Source organism: Microbacterium phyllosphaerae (assembly GCF_050628115.1).
Lineage (GTDB): Bacteria > Actinomycetota > Actinomycetes > Actinomycetales > Microbacteriaceae > Microbacterium > Microbacterium phyllosphaerae_A.
Map to the genome: position 1 here is coordinate 3574269 of NZ_CP192502.1, position 14149 is coordinate 3588417.

Sequence of the window (14149 nt, forward strand, 5' to 3'; positions counted from 1 at the left end):
TCTGCTCGCGGCGCCCTGCGGGCGCCCAGCCACCGGAGAAATCACCTCGTGACACACGCCCCCTTCGACCCGGCGTCCGCGACGATCGTCATCGTCACCTTCAACCGATCGCACCTGCTGACCGGTCTGCTCGAGAGCATCACCGCGATGGACCCGAAGCCCGGCCATGTCGTGATCATCGACAACGCCTCCTCCGACGACACGACCGAGGTCGTGGACTCGTTCCGTCCGCGCCTCGGCACCGAGCTCGTCTATCGCCGACTCGACACGAACACCGGTGGATCCGGTGGCTTCAGCGAGGGGATGCGCACGGCCTACGAGATCGGCTCCGAGTGGATCTGGATGATGGACGACGACGTCGAGGTCGTCCCCGACGGCCTCGCGAAGATGGGCAAGTGGGCTCCTCGCTTCAAGAGCATCCAGGGACGCCGTTACGACTACGACGGCAGCGAGTTCTACTGGCAGTACCGGATCGCCGAGCGCATGGGCATCCCGATCCCGTTCGCTCCCTCGGGGTTCGACGCCTCCGGCTACAAGGAGATGAACAGCGGATGCTTCGAGGGCATGTTCATCCACCGCTCGATCGTCACGCAGATCGGCCTCCCCGACCACCGCTTCTTCATCTACTGGGACGACCAGATGTACGGGTGGCTCGCCTCCCGCAAGACCACCGCGGTGATCGTCGACGAGTTCGTTCTGCGGCGCACCCGTGAGATCAAGCAGTGGGACATGGGCATCCGCCACATGAATGCCTCGAGCAACGCCTACCGCTTCTACATCATGCGCAATCGCGCGTACATCAAGCAGTACTACCGCATCCACGACAACTACAACCCGGTGCTCTTCGGTCTCGGAACGTCGATGACGTTCGCGAAAGAGCTCATCCGTCTGCTGTTCGTCGAGCGGACGGTGCGGGGGACGAGCAATCTGTTCCGTGGGCTCAAGGAGGGCGGCAAGCTCGGCCGCGACCGCTCCTGGAAGCCGATGCCCGCGCTGGAGGACTGACGAGCATGGCCGACGAACAGCAGCCGGACGTCCGCTGGGCACCGATGGATCCCCAGCCGAGCAACCGCGGTCGCATCGCGCTCATCGTGGGGCTCATCGTCGCCGGTCTCGTCATCGTCGGTGTGCTGCTGTTCTTCCTCCTGCCTCGGGGCGAGTCCCCGGCACCCGGTGCCAGCGAGACGCCGTCGGCATCGCCGTCGCCGTTCGAGAGCCAGCCCGGAGATCCGACCGATCCCCCGGTCACTGTCGCTCCTGAGCCGGTGGATCCCTCCATCGAGACGTTCCGCGATCAGGTCGGCTTCTGGCTCGAGGATGCCGCGCGCGGCCTCGACATCGCCGCAGCCAGCAGCGGCCCGGATGCCGTGCAGGTCGTCGAGACGCTGCAGGAGGACGCTCAGCGCCTCTCCGACACTCTGCCGCCGTCGTCGATCGCGACGGAGTGGACTGACGGAGTCGCCGACTACGCTCAGAAACTCGCCGATCTGAAGACCGCAGCGAGCGAGGGATCCGACACGACGAGCGCGGCCGATGCGGCACGCACCTCGCTGCAGGTGCTGACGGACCTCGTCGGAGCCTGAGGCATCCCCATCGCTGGCCTCAGCCGGCGTTGTAGTCCTTGTTGTAGCGGTCGAGCACCTCGGCGATCGGCGCATCCAGCACCAGTGCGCCCTTGTCGAGGTAGAGGCCACGCGTGCAGAAACGTCGGAGGTCGCGCTCGTTGTGACTGACGAAGAACAGCGTACGGCCCTCGGCCAGCAGCTCGTCGATGCGCTTGTAGCACTTCTCGCGGAAGGCCTTGTCTCCGACTGCGAGGACCTCGTCGACGAGCAGGATCGGTTCGTCGAGCTGTGAGACGACGGAGAATGCGAGGCGCACCTTCATGCCGTTCGAGAGGTGCTTGTAGGGCGTGTCCTCGAAACCTGCGAGCTCTGCGAAATCGATGATGTCGTCGTAGCGTCGCGAGACCTCGTCGCGCGACATGCCGTGAAGGCCGGCAGTCAGTCGTACGTTCTCGCGCACGGTCAGATCGCCGACGAAGCCACCTGTGATCTCGATCAGGGGCGCGACTCCCCCGTTCACGGTCACCGTTCCCTCGTCGGACAGGAGGACCTTCGCGACGAGCCGCAGCAGCGTGGATTTGCCCTGACCGTTGCGACCGACCACACCGATCGACTCCCCCTGCTGCACAGTGAACGAGACGTCGCGCAGCGCCCAGAACTCGCCTGGGCGCGAGCGCCGCGATGCTCCGGCGAACAGATCCTTGAAGCTGCGCCGTCCGCGGCGGTTGCGGCGGAAGTGGACGCCGAGCCCCTTCACCTCTATGGCGGTCGACATCACAGCTCCTTCAGCACGGGTCGTTCCAGCGACCGGAACGTCCAGATCCCGAGGGCCAGGATCACGAGAGTCATTCCAATGCTGATCAGCAGGGTGAAGAGGTTCCACTGATCGGGGAAGAAGGGCATGCGATAGAGCATGAAGATCCCGGCGAGCGGGTTGAAGGCTCCGAGGGTCTGGAACATCCCCGGCAGATCCGTGACGTTGTAGATGATGGGGGTGGCGTAGAACATCGCCCGCAGGATCAGCGCCGTCGTCCGCTCCAGGTCGACGTAGAGGACGCACAGCGGCGCGACGAGCAGTCCGAGTCCCACGAGCAGGACAGTTTGGAGGATCATCGCCACCGGCATCCAGAGAATGCCCCATCCGACGTGGACGGTGTTCGCGGGGTTCTGCTCGACGAGCAGGTTGATGATCACGAAGGCGGCGAGCACCGGCAGGGAGAAGAGGTACTCCATGCCCTTGCTCAGAACGATGCGGTTGACCCAGATCGAGCGAGGGATGGCCGTGGAGCGCACCAGCCGGGAGTCCTTCTTGAAGGCTCTCGTGAAGTCCGACACCGAGGCGTTGAACCACACCCACGGCAGGAGCGCGCTGATCAGGAAGACGATGTACGGCTCTTCACCGACATCGCGGTGGAAGATCTGAGTGAAGACGAACCAGTAGATGGCGCTCATCACGAGCGGATCCAGCACCGACCACAGATATCCGAGGAAGCTCGTCGAGTACCGCACCTTGAGGTCTCGGGCCGACAGCAGCCACAGGGAATGCAGATAGCGCCGGGGCGTCCCGGGCGCCCCGACAGCAGCGTGACTCATAGGGTCGAGTCTACGAGAGCGTGTTGTTCCACAGCGACAGCGCCGAGCCGATCGCCATGTGCATGTCGAGGTACTGATAGGTGCCCAGGCGTCCGCCGAAGTGGACGTCCTTCTCCCCCTTGGCGAGTTCGCGATAGGCCAGCAGGCCCTCGCGGTCGGTGTCGGTGTTCACCGGGTAGTACGGCTCGTCGTCGCGGGTCGCGAAGCGCGAGAACTCCCGCATGATGACGGTCTTGTCGGACTCGTAGACGTCCTTGCGCTCGGGGTGGAAGTGCTTGAACTCATGGATGCGCGTGAACGGCACGTCCATGTCGGGATAGTTCATCACCGTGGTGCCCTGGAAGTCCCTGATGTTCAGGACCTCCTGTTCGAAGTCGAGCGTCCGCCAGCTCAGCGCACCCTCGGTGTAGTCGAAGTACCGGTCGACGGGTCCGGTGTAGACCACGGGAACCTGGCCGACGGTCGCCCTCTTGCTGAGCGGCTGCGTGTCGTCGAAGTAGTCGACGTTCAGCTTCACCTCGATGTTCGGGTGATCGGCCATCCGCTCCAGCCACGCGGTGTACCCGTCGGTCGGCAGGCCTTCCCACGTGTCGTTGAAGTAGCGGTTGTCGTAGGTGTACCGGACCGGCAGGCGGCTGATGATGTCACCGGACAGCTTCTGCGGGTCGGTCTGCCATTGCTTGGCCGTGTAATCACGGAAGAAGGCCTCGAACAGCGGGCGTCCGACCAGGGCGATGCCCTTCTCCTCGAAGTTCGCCGCCGTCTTCACGTCGAACTCGCCCGCCTGCTCGCGCACGAGGGCTCGCGCCTGATCGGGCGTGTACGCCGACTGGAAGAACTGGTTGATGGTGCCGAGGTTGACCGGCATCGGGAAGACGGTGCCCTTGTGGGTCGTGTAGACGCGGTGCACGTAGTTCGTGAAGGTGGTGAAGCGATTGACGTACTCCCACACCGTCGCGTTCGAGGTGTGGAAGAGATGCGCGCCGTAGCGGTGCACCTCGATTCCCGTCTCGGGCTCCGCCTCGCTGTACGCGTTGCCGCCGATGTGATGACGACGGTCGATGACCGTCACCTTGCGGCCGGCGTTCGCGGCACGTTCTGCGATGGTCAGGCCGAAGAAGCCCGAACCCACGACGAGGAGATCCATGTTGCTGTTTCCTTCCACGCCCGGGCGCGACAACGAATCGACATCGTCGAAGCCACAGGCAGGCGACGGGTACTATCGATCGTGATGTCCACTGATCTACCCGCCTACGAGCGTACGGTATCCGTCATCGTCCCCGTCTACAACGCGGTCGCGCACCTCGGACCATGCGTCGCATCGATCCTGTCGCAAACACATCGCGAGCTGGATGTGATCCTGGTCGATGATGGTTCGACAGACGGGTCGGGAGCGCTGTGCGACGAGATCGCAGAGGGCGACCCGCGGGTGCGGGTGATCCACCAGGCCAACGGGGGCATCGGCGCGGCACAGAACGCCGGTCTGGATGCGGCCACAGGCGACTTCATCACCTTCTGCGACAACGATGATCTGATGAGCCCTCACCTCGTCGAGCGGCTGCTGAGCATCCTCATCGATGCGGACGCCGACATGAGCTGCTGCCGGTGGTGGAACGTCGGTGCGAGCGCGGCCGCAGAGGCGCTCGAAGAGCATCGTGACGACCCGCCAGGGAATGCCATCGCATTCGACGATCCCGGAAACAGCTACCAGAACGTATTCAGCGTGGCGCTGCGGCGTCTGAAGAAGCAGGAGCTCCGGTACTTCAGCGAAGCGAACTGGGGCAAGCTCTATCGAGCCTCACTCTTCGACGGACTCCGGTTCCCAGCCGGCCGATTCGCCCAGGACGTGGCGATCGCGATGGATCTCTATCTGCGCATGCGGCGTGTGGCCTCGTGCAGCGATCGGCTCTACTTCTGGTTGCAGCGCGGCGACAGCGTCTCTCACTCTCTGCGCTCGGCGTCCTACTACCATGACATCGTGCAGGCCCACGCGCGATCGTTCGAGACCGCGCTGGCGAAAGGCATTCTGCCCGCCAGGGCCTTCTACGGCCTCACAGCCCTGCAATTCGAGCAGCGAGCAGTGCAGACCGCAGCGGACGCTGAGCGTCATCGTGCTGACCGCGCACTCGTCCGGTCGCTCAAATCCCGGCTCACGTGGATGCAGCGGTTCCGCTGCACAGGGATGCTGCTTCTGCGTCGCGCAGAAGTCTTCGTCTACGACCGGACCATCCACCGGCGCTCTTGAGCACCCCGAGGCATCGTCTCGAAAAGACTCCGAACTATGCCGCGAGGCCCGTTTCCCTCTCAGGATGCGGCTGTGATGCGAGCCGACAGCGGGCCGAGATTCTTCGTCTCTTCGAGAACGTTGAACTTCGCTCCCTGCCAGAGGATGTGCGAGTCGATGTCGATGATTTCGGAGACGTTGGCGTTGATGAAATACTGTCCGGCGCCGAGGTTGACCTCATCGATCCGGAAGTCCATGTGCCCGTCTCCCGCATCGATCGCCGGGAGCGCGATGCCCAGACGCTCCGTATTCGCGGCCAGGAGCATCTGGCCCAGCGGCGTGTCGATGCTGAACCCGGTCTCCCAACGATCCATCGCTTCACGAGCACGGACATGCAGACGGATGATGAGAGGATCGCCACTGCGCACGGACTCCACGTCACGCCCGTCCCCATCATGCAGAGAGATTCTCGTGACCTCGATCGGACGATCTTCGTCGGGCTTCGGAAGTTCACCGACCCGACGTCCTTCGAGCACGTCGCGAAGCGCCGAAACGCCCTCGTTCACGTCGCCGTCGAACACCAGCTCGCCCTCATTCAGCACGAGCGCCCTGTCGCACAGCTCCTGCACCTGTGCCGCGGAGTGTGAAACGAGGATGATGGTGCAGCCAGCCGCGCGGAACTTAGCGATCCGGTCCATGCACTTCCGCTGGAACGCTTCGTCACCGACCGCGAGAACCTCATCAACCAGGAGGATGTCGGGTTCGGTGTGGATTGCCACCGCGAACGCGAGACGCACGAACATCCCGGAGGAATAGAACTTCACCTGCGTATCGATGAATTCGCCGATGCCGCTGAACTCGTGGATGGCGTCGAAACGGCTCGCCGTCTCTTCGCGGGTCAATCCCAGGATCGAGGCGTTCAGGTACACGTTCTCGCGCCCGCTGAGGTCGGGGTGGAAGCCCGCACCGAGCTCCAGCAACGCCGCCATGCGTCCACGTGTGAGGATCTGCCCCGTCGAGGGGGCGATGATTCCGCCGATGATCTTCAGCAGGGTGCTCTTGCCCGAGCCGTTCGGGCCGAGAAGCCCCACCGTCGTCCCAGCCTGGATGGTCACGTCGACGTCATCCACGGCGGTGTAATGGCTGCGGTGCTGGCGACCCAACTTTCCCAAATGGAAGAGACGGTCTTTGAGCGTGTTGTCCTTGCGGATCTGGAACGTCTTCGTGACATTCTCGATACGGACGACGTCCGGTCCGGGTGTTGATGAGACGACCATCAGAGCTCCTGGGCGAAGTTGCCCTGCAGGCGCGTGAAGACACGGTGTGCAAGGTATACGAGGACGGTGCCGACAAGACCGGCGATCAGCATACGCATCCCCAGGTCGGGCGGATAGTCAGCATTCGTTCCGCCGCTCCAGAAGGCTCGGTGGAATCCGAGCACGCCCAAGGTGACGGGATTGTTGACGTAGATCTCGAACAGCCATGTCGGCAGCTGCATGGTCTTGAACGCCGACGAGACCATCGTCCATGTGTAGACGATGGGCGAGCCCCACATGGCGAGCATCATGAGCAGGTCGGTCAGGTACTGGACATCACGAAGGTAGACGTTCACCGCGGAGAGGAACAATCCCGCTGCCAGGCCGTAGACGAGTATGAGAGCGACAGAGGGGAAGAACCAGAGCATCTCGACCGGCGCCGGGAGCGCCTTCATGATGATCGCGGCTACGAGCAGCACGAGGCACTGCACGAGGAACATGAATCCTGCGCCACCGATGCTCGCGAGTGGGAAGATCTCGCGCGGCAGGTAGATCTTCTTGACCAGCCCGGAGTTCGCGAGTATGGACCCGGTCGCCCCGACGACCATCTCGGCGAAGAGGCCGAAAAGTGTGAGCCCGGAGAAGAGATAGATCGCGAAGTCGGGGACGCCTTCCGCGGCACGCAGGAACTTCCCGAGAACTACGTAGTACATCAGGAAGACGATGATCGGGCGGATGATCGTCCAGAGGAATCCGAGAACGCTGTCGCGATAGCGCGACTGGAGGTCGCGGCGTACGAGGAGCCTGAGGAGCTCCCTGCGCTCGAAGATCTCTCTGATCTTTCCGCCGCGCGCGGCTACACGGAATCCTGCTGCGTCCGTGCGCATGAAAGGGGCCGCCTCGAGACGGGTGTACCGGTCGTTCTTCTCCACCAACTCCACCATCGTCCGGGTCAACGTGAACACCTCATCCTACGCGACTCCGCTGATGACCCGATCGCGACGCCCGGAGCATCACGAATGCCGTCGCGCGTTCGGTGTCGCCGCGCGGGATCAGGTTCGGAACCGGCTCGTCCGGTAATCTCGACTGGATATGTCTGCACGAATCAGCAAGAGAGGGTCTTCATGAGCGAGGCCACACACGGGGGCGTTCTGGTCACCGGTGGAGCGGGCTTCATCGGCTGCGCGCTTTCCCGCCTGGCAGCGACCCCGGATCTCCGTTGGGTGGCCGTCGACACGCTGAACCCGAGAATCCACGAGAGCCAGGAGCGCCCCTCGGCACTGGCTCCGCATGCCGAACTCGTCGTCGGTGACATCGTCGACCCCGCGACCTGGGATGAGGTGCTCACGGACTGGTCTCCTGATGTCATCGTGCATCTCGCTGCAGAGACGGACACCGGTCTGTCACTGGACCATCCCTCGCGTTTCACGACGGTGAATGTCGAAGGCACCGCGCAGCTGATGGAAGCGCTGCGCCGCCACGATGTGACACCACGACGGATCGTCGTCGCATCCTCGCGCGCTGTCTACGGAGAGGGTGTGTGGCGCGACGACAGCACTGGCGAGGAGCGGACGCGTCCGCAGCGCTCGCATGATGAGCTCGAATCCGGGCAATGGGATTTCCCCGGTGCGCGGCCTCTCGCCGCACATGCGGGAATCACGCCCGCGAACACGAGCAACGTGTACGCCGCGACGAAGCTCGCACAGGAAGGCCTGCTATCGGCCTGGTGCGCGTCTCGCGGCGTCGACCTCAGCATCCTCCGCCTGCAGAACGTCTACGGCCCCGGCCAGTCGCTGATAAACCCCTACACGGGGATCCTCGCGCTCTTCGTGCGTCTCGCAGCCGCGGGCAAGGAGATCCCCGTCTACGAGGACGGCGCGATGCTGCGCGACTTCGTCCATATCGACGATGTGGCGCCGGCTTTCGCGAGGGTCATCTCAGCGGATTACACCGAGACGGGCACCTCGATGTACGACATCGGAACGGGAACCCCGGCATCCGTCCTCGAGGTCGCCCAGGCCATCGCAACGGAGCTCGGGGCACCTGCACCAGTCGTCACAGGCAGATACCGCGAAGGCGACGTTCGCCATGCCTGGTGCGAGGTGCAGGATGCGGTCGCCCGGCTCAGATGGGCGCCGCAGATCGACTGGCGGAGCGGTATCTCGGCATACGTCAACTGGTACCTCGAACGGAACGGCGCAGAGCGATGAGCAACACAGCACAAGGACCCGTGGTCGTCACCGGTGCGGGCGGATACCTCGGCCCGCACGTGGTCACCGCTCTCGCTGATCGTGGTCACGACGTGGTCGCGGTCGTCCGCCCCGGTTCGGCCGCGATCTTCGATGATCGGGCCACCGTCGAGGAGGCCGACATCCTGAATGCCGACTTCAGTCCCAGCCATTGGGCCGACGCGTCTGCTCTGGTGCACCTCGCGTGGAAGGACGGCTTCCAGCACAACTCCCCCGCCCACATGGAACAGCTCTCGGCGCACTATCGCCTCCTCACCGCGGCGGCGTCCGCGGGTGTGCCGCGAATCGTCGCGCTCGGGACCATGCATGAGGTCGGGTACTGGGAAGGTGCCATCACGGCTGCGACGCCGACGAATCCGCGGTCGCAGTACGGCATCGCGAAGGACGCTCTGCGTCGAGCTCTGCCCTTCGCGCTACCCGAGGCCACCAGCTTCGCCTGGGCCCGTGCCTACTACATCTACGGCGACGACCGGCGAAGCAACTCCGTCTTCCGCAAGCTCCTGGAAGCGGCCGACGAGGGGCGCACCGAGTTCCCCTTCACGACAGGGAAGAACCTCTACGACTTCATCCGTGTCGAAGACCTCGGCCGGCAGCTCGCCGCACTCGCCGACGCGACCGACATCGAAGGCACCGTGAACTGCTCCACAGGCGAACCGAAGTCCCTCGCGGCTCAGGTGGAGGACTTCATCGTTGCGCACGACCTCGACATCACGCTGCAGTACGGGGCGTTCCCCGATCGCCCATATGACTCGCCCGGCGTATGGGGCGATGCAGCCACCATCAACGAGGTCATGCAGCGCGAAGGCTGAAGCCTGGATCGCGAGAAGGCCCTCGGGGATCATCCCCGAGGGCCTTCTTCGTCAGTACCCGCTCGTGCCGGGAGGAGCATTCACGAGATGGCGCTCAGCAAGCTGGATGATGACGACGTCCGGCTTGTACTGCGCCACGAGGGCAGCATAGTTCGGCGGATTCGACCAGTCGTCGTAGCGGTGCTGCAGCTGCCAGGTCTGCGCATACTGCTGGTTCCAGAGAGACGACAGTGCGCCCCCCATCGAATCCCGAAGGATCAGCGCGGTCTGCGGGCTCGCCGATGCGTCGTTGATCGTCGTGGCGGGAAGCGCGAGCAGATCGACGGGAGTCGTACCGGAGGTGACCTTCGTCTCCTGCTTGTTGTCGATCACCGTGATCTCCGGCAGCGTCTCCGCGTACTCCGGAGCGTTCCAGGCCGGGCCCGTGTCAGCGACGCCGTACTGCGCGTACTCGTTGAAAGTGCCTGTGTCCTTCACTCCCACGACCGGGGGGACGCCGATCTCAGGGTTGTCCGGGTATAGCGAGTCGTGGCACTCCGCGTAGGTCTGCCACCCGATGTACCCGCCCCAGTCGGTCCAGTGGCTGTTGACAGGCGTGTAGACGGCGTTCTCCCCCGCCGCGTCGCGCAGGTCGGCACGGAAATCCACGATCGGGAGATCGGGCGAGTCCAGGAGAAGCTGATCCAGCGGGGTCGGTCCGCGCAGCTCTTGTGCCCAGTCGGGAAGCTGCTGCGGATAGACACTGGTCGCCGAAGGTGTGATCTGAATGCTCAGCTCGATCCCCTCCTCAGCGAGGGCTTCGTCGATGGAGCTGAAGTAGTCACGCCACTTCGTGATCTCGGAGACCGTGAGCAGACGTCGACCGATCGCCTGCGAGAAGTTCTGCTCGATCTGGTCGTTGTAGAAGTACCAGCCGTCCTTGCCTTCGATGACGGGTCCTGCGAGTTCAGCACTGCGAGCGGTCCACGCCTGCTCCGAGGCGGCGCGATCATCAGTCCACGTCGTCTGAGCGGGAAGATCGACGGGTCGACGACAGACGGAGCCGACATCCGAGTCCGCCGCAGCCTCAGGCACAGCGGCGGCGGCGTTGTTCGATTGATCGAGCTGATACTGCACGGTCCACCCGACGATCGCTGCGATCAGCGACAGCACAGCCAGGATCGTCAGCGGGATGTTCCGGAAGCGGCGCCACCAGACCGGCGACGGGATCTGAGCTCCGTGGACGGGGACTCCGGGCGCGGTCACGCGACGGCTCCTTCCACACGGCGCGGCGAACGTCGTGCGGCGACACGCGCGGGGTATCCCGGGTCTACGCGCCCGATCCACTTCATCCGGAAGTCATGGGTGCGGTCGAGCAACCTGGTTCCCCATCGAGGAGTCCAGTCCTTCAACTGCAGCGCCGGTCGCTCGATCAGATGCCAACTCAGGTAGGCGTACACGTGGCAGGCGGCGACGATCACGAGGTGATAGACGAGCCAGCCCGCCTTCTCCAGCCCGAAGTATGCCGAGAACTGCATCAACGGCCACGCCACGATGTAGATGCCGTACGAGAAGTCGCCGTGCTTGTCCCAGTTGCGCAGGAACTGCACCTTGATAGCGAACCACATGATCACATAGCAGAACGCGTACTGGCCGAAGACCAGCCAGCCACCCTTGCCGTAGGTCCAGACGGCGACGAATGCCAGGACGATCGCGAGACGGTTGTCGATCACGATCTTGTCGTCCCACAGAGCGAACAGCATTCCGAATGCGAATGGAGCCATCAGCAGAAGGAAACGGTAGTCGCTGAAGACGGGCGCGAGGTTGGTGAGCGCGCCGAAGCCGAACCACTGCATCATGGCGAGGCCGATGATGCCGGTCGCGATGATCGTTCCGACGAGGCGATGCGAGAGCGCGCCGACCATGCCCAGGACGCCGACCAGGATGTACGCCGTGAACTCGAATGCCAGCGTCCAGGCGGATCCGTTCCACTCGTAGCCGCCGTGGATGGTGAAGAACGGGATGATCTTTCCCATCCCGGCGATGTTGTGCTGGATGAGCGGCAACCACATGTTGTTCGAGAAATAGGTGAACGGCGAGTCCTCGGTCGCGTTCCAGAAGCCGTCCATCGTGCCGTGTTCGTGGTTGTACGCGATGGGCGCGAGCACGTACGCGGTGAGGAGCAGGACCATGAACCACGCCGGGAAGATGCGCATGATGCGCCGCCAGAAGAAGCGCGCCGTGGACGAACGCCCCATCCTGCTCTTGGTGATCAGGTAACCCGAGAGGAAGAAGAAGCCGGCGACCGCGACGCCTCCCAGCGACTGCTCGGTGCTGAACTGGGTTCCCAGGTCATGCCCACCGTAGAACCCTGCGAGTGGTCCCGCGTGCGAGAAGATGACGACGAAGGCGAGCAACCACCTCAGGAATCCGATGCTGTTGCTTCGAGGGTTGAACGCGTCTTTCAGCGAGGTCATACTTCTTCTTCCCTGCGGAGACGTCGCTCACGAAGATGCTGACGCGGACGGAGGATAGGACGCAACCGACCGAGCACGATCCGCGCCGGTCGATCCAGGGGGCGAAGGAACTCAGCCACCCTCGGGTAGTGCAGTTTGAGGTAGACCCTGGTGAGAGCGCCGATGCCCCCGTGTCCGAGCCAGCCCGCACGGTGCAGGAACTGGATCTGGTCGATCGAATAGCCAGGCATCGTGGCGCTGACCTGGTCGAGCTTGTAATCCAGCGCGGTGTGGCTGATGGAGGCGTGCTCGAGACTCAGCGCCGTGCGGACGTGGAACCCGCGCTCAGCAGCCGCGTACGCGACGAGACGCTCCTGCACGTGGGCGAGGCTGCCATCGCGGTGCTCGTCGGGCGCAGCATAGTCCTCGTACTCCCATTCGTGCTGCGTGAGGATCGACAGCGCTTCGGGACGGGCGACCCACATGCATCCGTAAGGGGCCAGCGGCGAGACGTCGTCGAAAGGCACCCGGATGCCGAGCTCCTTCGCGAGCTTCTCGGCGGGCTTGCGGTTGTCGTACCATCCGCGTCCCATGGTCGGATAGCCGATGTGGATCATCGGCGGGAAGACGATCCCGAGACCCGGCTCCTTCTGGAAGAGGGCGAGGACGTTCGCCGCGAACCCCGGCGAGTGCAGGACATTGTCCAGCTGCTGAGCCTTGAAGTACCGACCGGCGTTGAAGGAATCCTGAGCCGTCTTCTTGGAATGGATCTTGACGACGAGGTCGTACCTGCCCGGCTCGAGGACGTCCTTGCAGGCGATGAGGAAGGCGCTGACATCGCGGCCGCGATTGGAGGGCAGGACGCGGATGTCGATGTTCGACACCTTGTCATCTGCGCGACGCTCCAGCACCTCACGGATCGCCTCGGCCTTCGCATCGCTCGTCGTGGTCACGACGAGGTCGAAGGCCACAGGCAGCATCACCAAGCGGTCGAGCAGCTCGTCGGTCATGTCCTCGTAGAAGATGTGGACCGTGGCGACGATCTTGGGAGGGCGTTCAGGATCGAAGGAGACGTCGACGTCGGGCAGCACCTCGAGCATCGATGCGTCGGCGTGCAGGTCTCGCGGCTTGGAGTGGCGCACGAGATTCTGGAAGATGTGCTCTACCGGGTATCCGTATTGCTCGGCGCGCTCAAGCGTCCATCTGCCGATCACCGCGTGCTGATCGAGGTACGGCGGATAGTGGAAGAAAGCCCGTCGCTTGAGGACGGGGCACCCGTCGTCCATGAGGAGGTCGGCATTGAAGAGCGCGGGATGCGTGGACGGATAGTCCTTGCGGGCGAAGGCCACAGCGCTGCGATAGCCGAGCTCTTCGAAGTGGTGCGTGAAACGCGATTCGTGCCCGAGGATGGAGTCGACGTAGGACTTCACCGGCGGCATCGTGTCCCAGTACTCGTTCCACTCGTCACTCAGGAACATCTCCTTGCGCACGGTGATCCAGTGCGACTGGAGGTGGCGGTGGAGCACGCCCTTGTTGGTGTATGGGTTCGGCGTGAACTTCGGGTAGTCCGTCATGCCCCAGAAATGAGCCGGTTCCTGATCCATCCGCTCGAAGAGAGCGTCGAACGGGCGCACCGGTCCGAACCAGGTGTAGTTCATCAGGATCAGCTCGTCGTACTCGGCGAGGCGATCCCGGCCGAACTGCTCCATGGCTGTCTTATAGCCCCAGACGTCGAAGCCCTCGTTCTCGCGCTCCCAGACCGTGTCGGCGATCCCGTCGAGTTTCGCCTTCTCGTCGGGCTTGAGTCGACCGTTGGAGACGACGAACAGGTGGTCCGCGAACGGCTTGAGACGCTCCAGCTTGTACGGGACGTAGTCGTCGACCTCTCCCCGCTCGTCGTACAACAGGTAGAAGATGACCCGTTTGCCGCCTTCAGGGAAAGGCTTCGCCTGCGGAACGTCCTGACGCTTCACTATCTGCACTCTCAATCGTTGTCCGGGCGCACATGAAAATCCGAG

At 63.8% G+C, this 14149-nt stretch carries 13 protein-coding genes; 5 read left to right on the forward strand and 8 right to left on the reverse strand.

Annotated features, from left to right (window positions below):
* Positions 1-48: 48 nt before the first annotated feature.
* On the forward strand, positions 49-1005 hold the full coding sequence (locus ACQ4LY_RS17185) for a glycosyltransferase family 2 protein (RefSeq protein WP_431073472.1): 957 nt from the start codon (positions 49-51) through the stop codon (positions 1003-1005).
* A gap of 5 nt (positions 1006-1010) precedes the next feature.
* Positions 1011-1583, forward strand: coding sequence for a hypothetical protein (locus ACQ4LY_RS17190; RefSeq protein WP_431073474.1), 573 nt, complete (start codon positions 1011-1013; stop codon positions 1581-1583).
* Between the two features lie 19 nt (positions 1584-1602).
* Here ACQ4LY_RS17190 and ACQ4LY_RS17195 read toward each other — a convergent pair whose 3' ends face one another.
* The 3 genes from ACQ4LY_RS17195 to glf are packed head-to-tail and all read right to left on the reverse strand — an operon-like array spanning position 1603 to position 4305.
* Positions 1603-2340, reverse strand: a complete 738-nt coding sequence (locus ACQ4LY_RS17195) for an ABC transporter ATP-binding protein (protein ID WP_431073477.1) — start codon at positions 2338-2340, stop codon at positions 1603-1605.
* Complete coding sequence (locus tag ACQ4LY_RS17200) at positions 2340-3158, reverse strand: ABC transporter permease (protein WP_431073479.1); 819 nt, start codon at positions 3156-3158, stop codon at positions 2340-2342. The genes ACQ4LY_RS17195 and ACQ4LY_RS17200 overlap by 1 nt, the downstream gene beginning before the upstream one ends.
* A gap of 10 nt (positions 3159-3168) precedes the next feature.
* A complete protein-coding gene (gene glf / locus ACQ4LY_RS17205) occupies positions 3169-4305 on the reverse strand; it encodes a UDP-galactopyranose mutase (protein WP_431073481.1) in 1137 nt (378 codons plus the stop codon).
* An 84-nt stretch (positions 4306-4389) separates the two neighbouring features.
* Here glf and ACQ4LY_RS17210 point away from each other — a divergent pair, with 84 nt between their 5' ends.
* Positions 4390-5403 (forward strand): glycosyltransferase family 2 protein, encoded by a 1014-nt coding sequence (locus tag ACQ4LY_RS17210; protein ID WP_431073483.1) that lies wholly within the window; start codon positions 4390-4392, stop codon positions 5401-5403.
* Positions 5404-5462: 59 nt separating this feature from the next.
* On the opposite strand, the gene ACQ4LY_RS17215 is transcribed toward ACQ4LY_RS17210, so the two are convergent.
* The gene (locus tag ACQ4LY_RS17215) at positions 5463-6659 is read right to left on the reverse strand and encodes an ABC transporter ATP-binding protein (RefSeq protein ID WP_431073485.1); all 1197 of its coding nucleotides are present in this window, start codon (positions 6657-6659) and stop codon (positions 5463-5465) included.
* Positions 6659-7603, reverse strand: a complete 945-nt coding sequence (locus ACQ4LY_RS17220) for an ABC transporter permease (protein ID WP_431073487.1) — start codon at positions 7601-7603, stop codon at positions 6659-6661. Before ACQ4LY_RS17220 ends, ACQ4LY_RS17215 begins: the two co-directional genes overlap by 1 nt.
* 159 nt (positions 7604-7762) lie before the next feature.
* Between ACQ4LY_RS17220 and ACQ4LY_RS17225 the strand changes: the two genes are divergently transcribed.
* Positions 7763-8848: an NAD-dependent epimerase/dehydratase family protein gene (locus tag ACQ4LY_RS17225; RefSeq protein WP_431073489.1), complete on the forward strand. Its 1086-nt coding sequence runs from the start codon at positions 7763-7765 to the stop codon at positions 8846-8848.
* A complete protein-coding gene (locus ACQ4LY_RS17230) occupies positions 8845-9696 on the forward strand; it encodes an NAD-dependent epimerase/dehydratase family protein (protein WP_431073491.1) in 852 nt (283 codons plus the stop codon). Before ACQ4LY_RS17225 ends, ACQ4LY_RS17230 begins: the two co-directional genes overlap by 4 nt.
* A 51-nt stretch (positions 9697-9747) precedes the next feature.
* Here the strand turns inward: ACQ4LY_RS17230 and ACQ4LY_RS17235 are convergent, their stop codons facing one another.
* From ACQ4LY_RS17235 to ACQ4LY_RS17245, 3 genes are read right to left on the reverse strand one after another with little or no spacing between them, the layout of a single operon-like run.
* Positions 9748-10941, reverse strand: coding sequence for an alginate O-acetyltransferase AlgX-related protein (locus tag ACQ4LY_RS17235; RefSeq protein ID WP_431073493.1), 1194 nt, complete (start codon positions 10939-10941; stop codon positions 9748-9750).
* The gene (locus ACQ4LY_RS17240) at positions 10938-12152 is read right to left on the reverse strand and encodes an acyltransferase family protein (RefSeq protein ID WP_431073495.1); all 1215 of its coding nucleotides are present in this window, start codon (positions 12150-12152) and stop codon (positions 10938-10940) included. The genes ACQ4LY_RS17235 and ACQ4LY_RS17240 overlap by 4 nt, the downstream gene beginning before the upstream one ends.
* A complete protein-coding gene (locus tag ACQ4LY_RS17245; protein WP_431073498.1) occupies positions 12149-14104 on the reverse strand; it encodes a rhamnan synthesis F family protein in 1956 nt (651 codons plus the stop codon). The genes ACQ4LY_RS17240 and ACQ4LY_RS17245 overlap by 4 nt, the downstream gene beginning before the upstream one ends.
* Positions 14105-14149 lie beyond the last annotated feature (45 nt).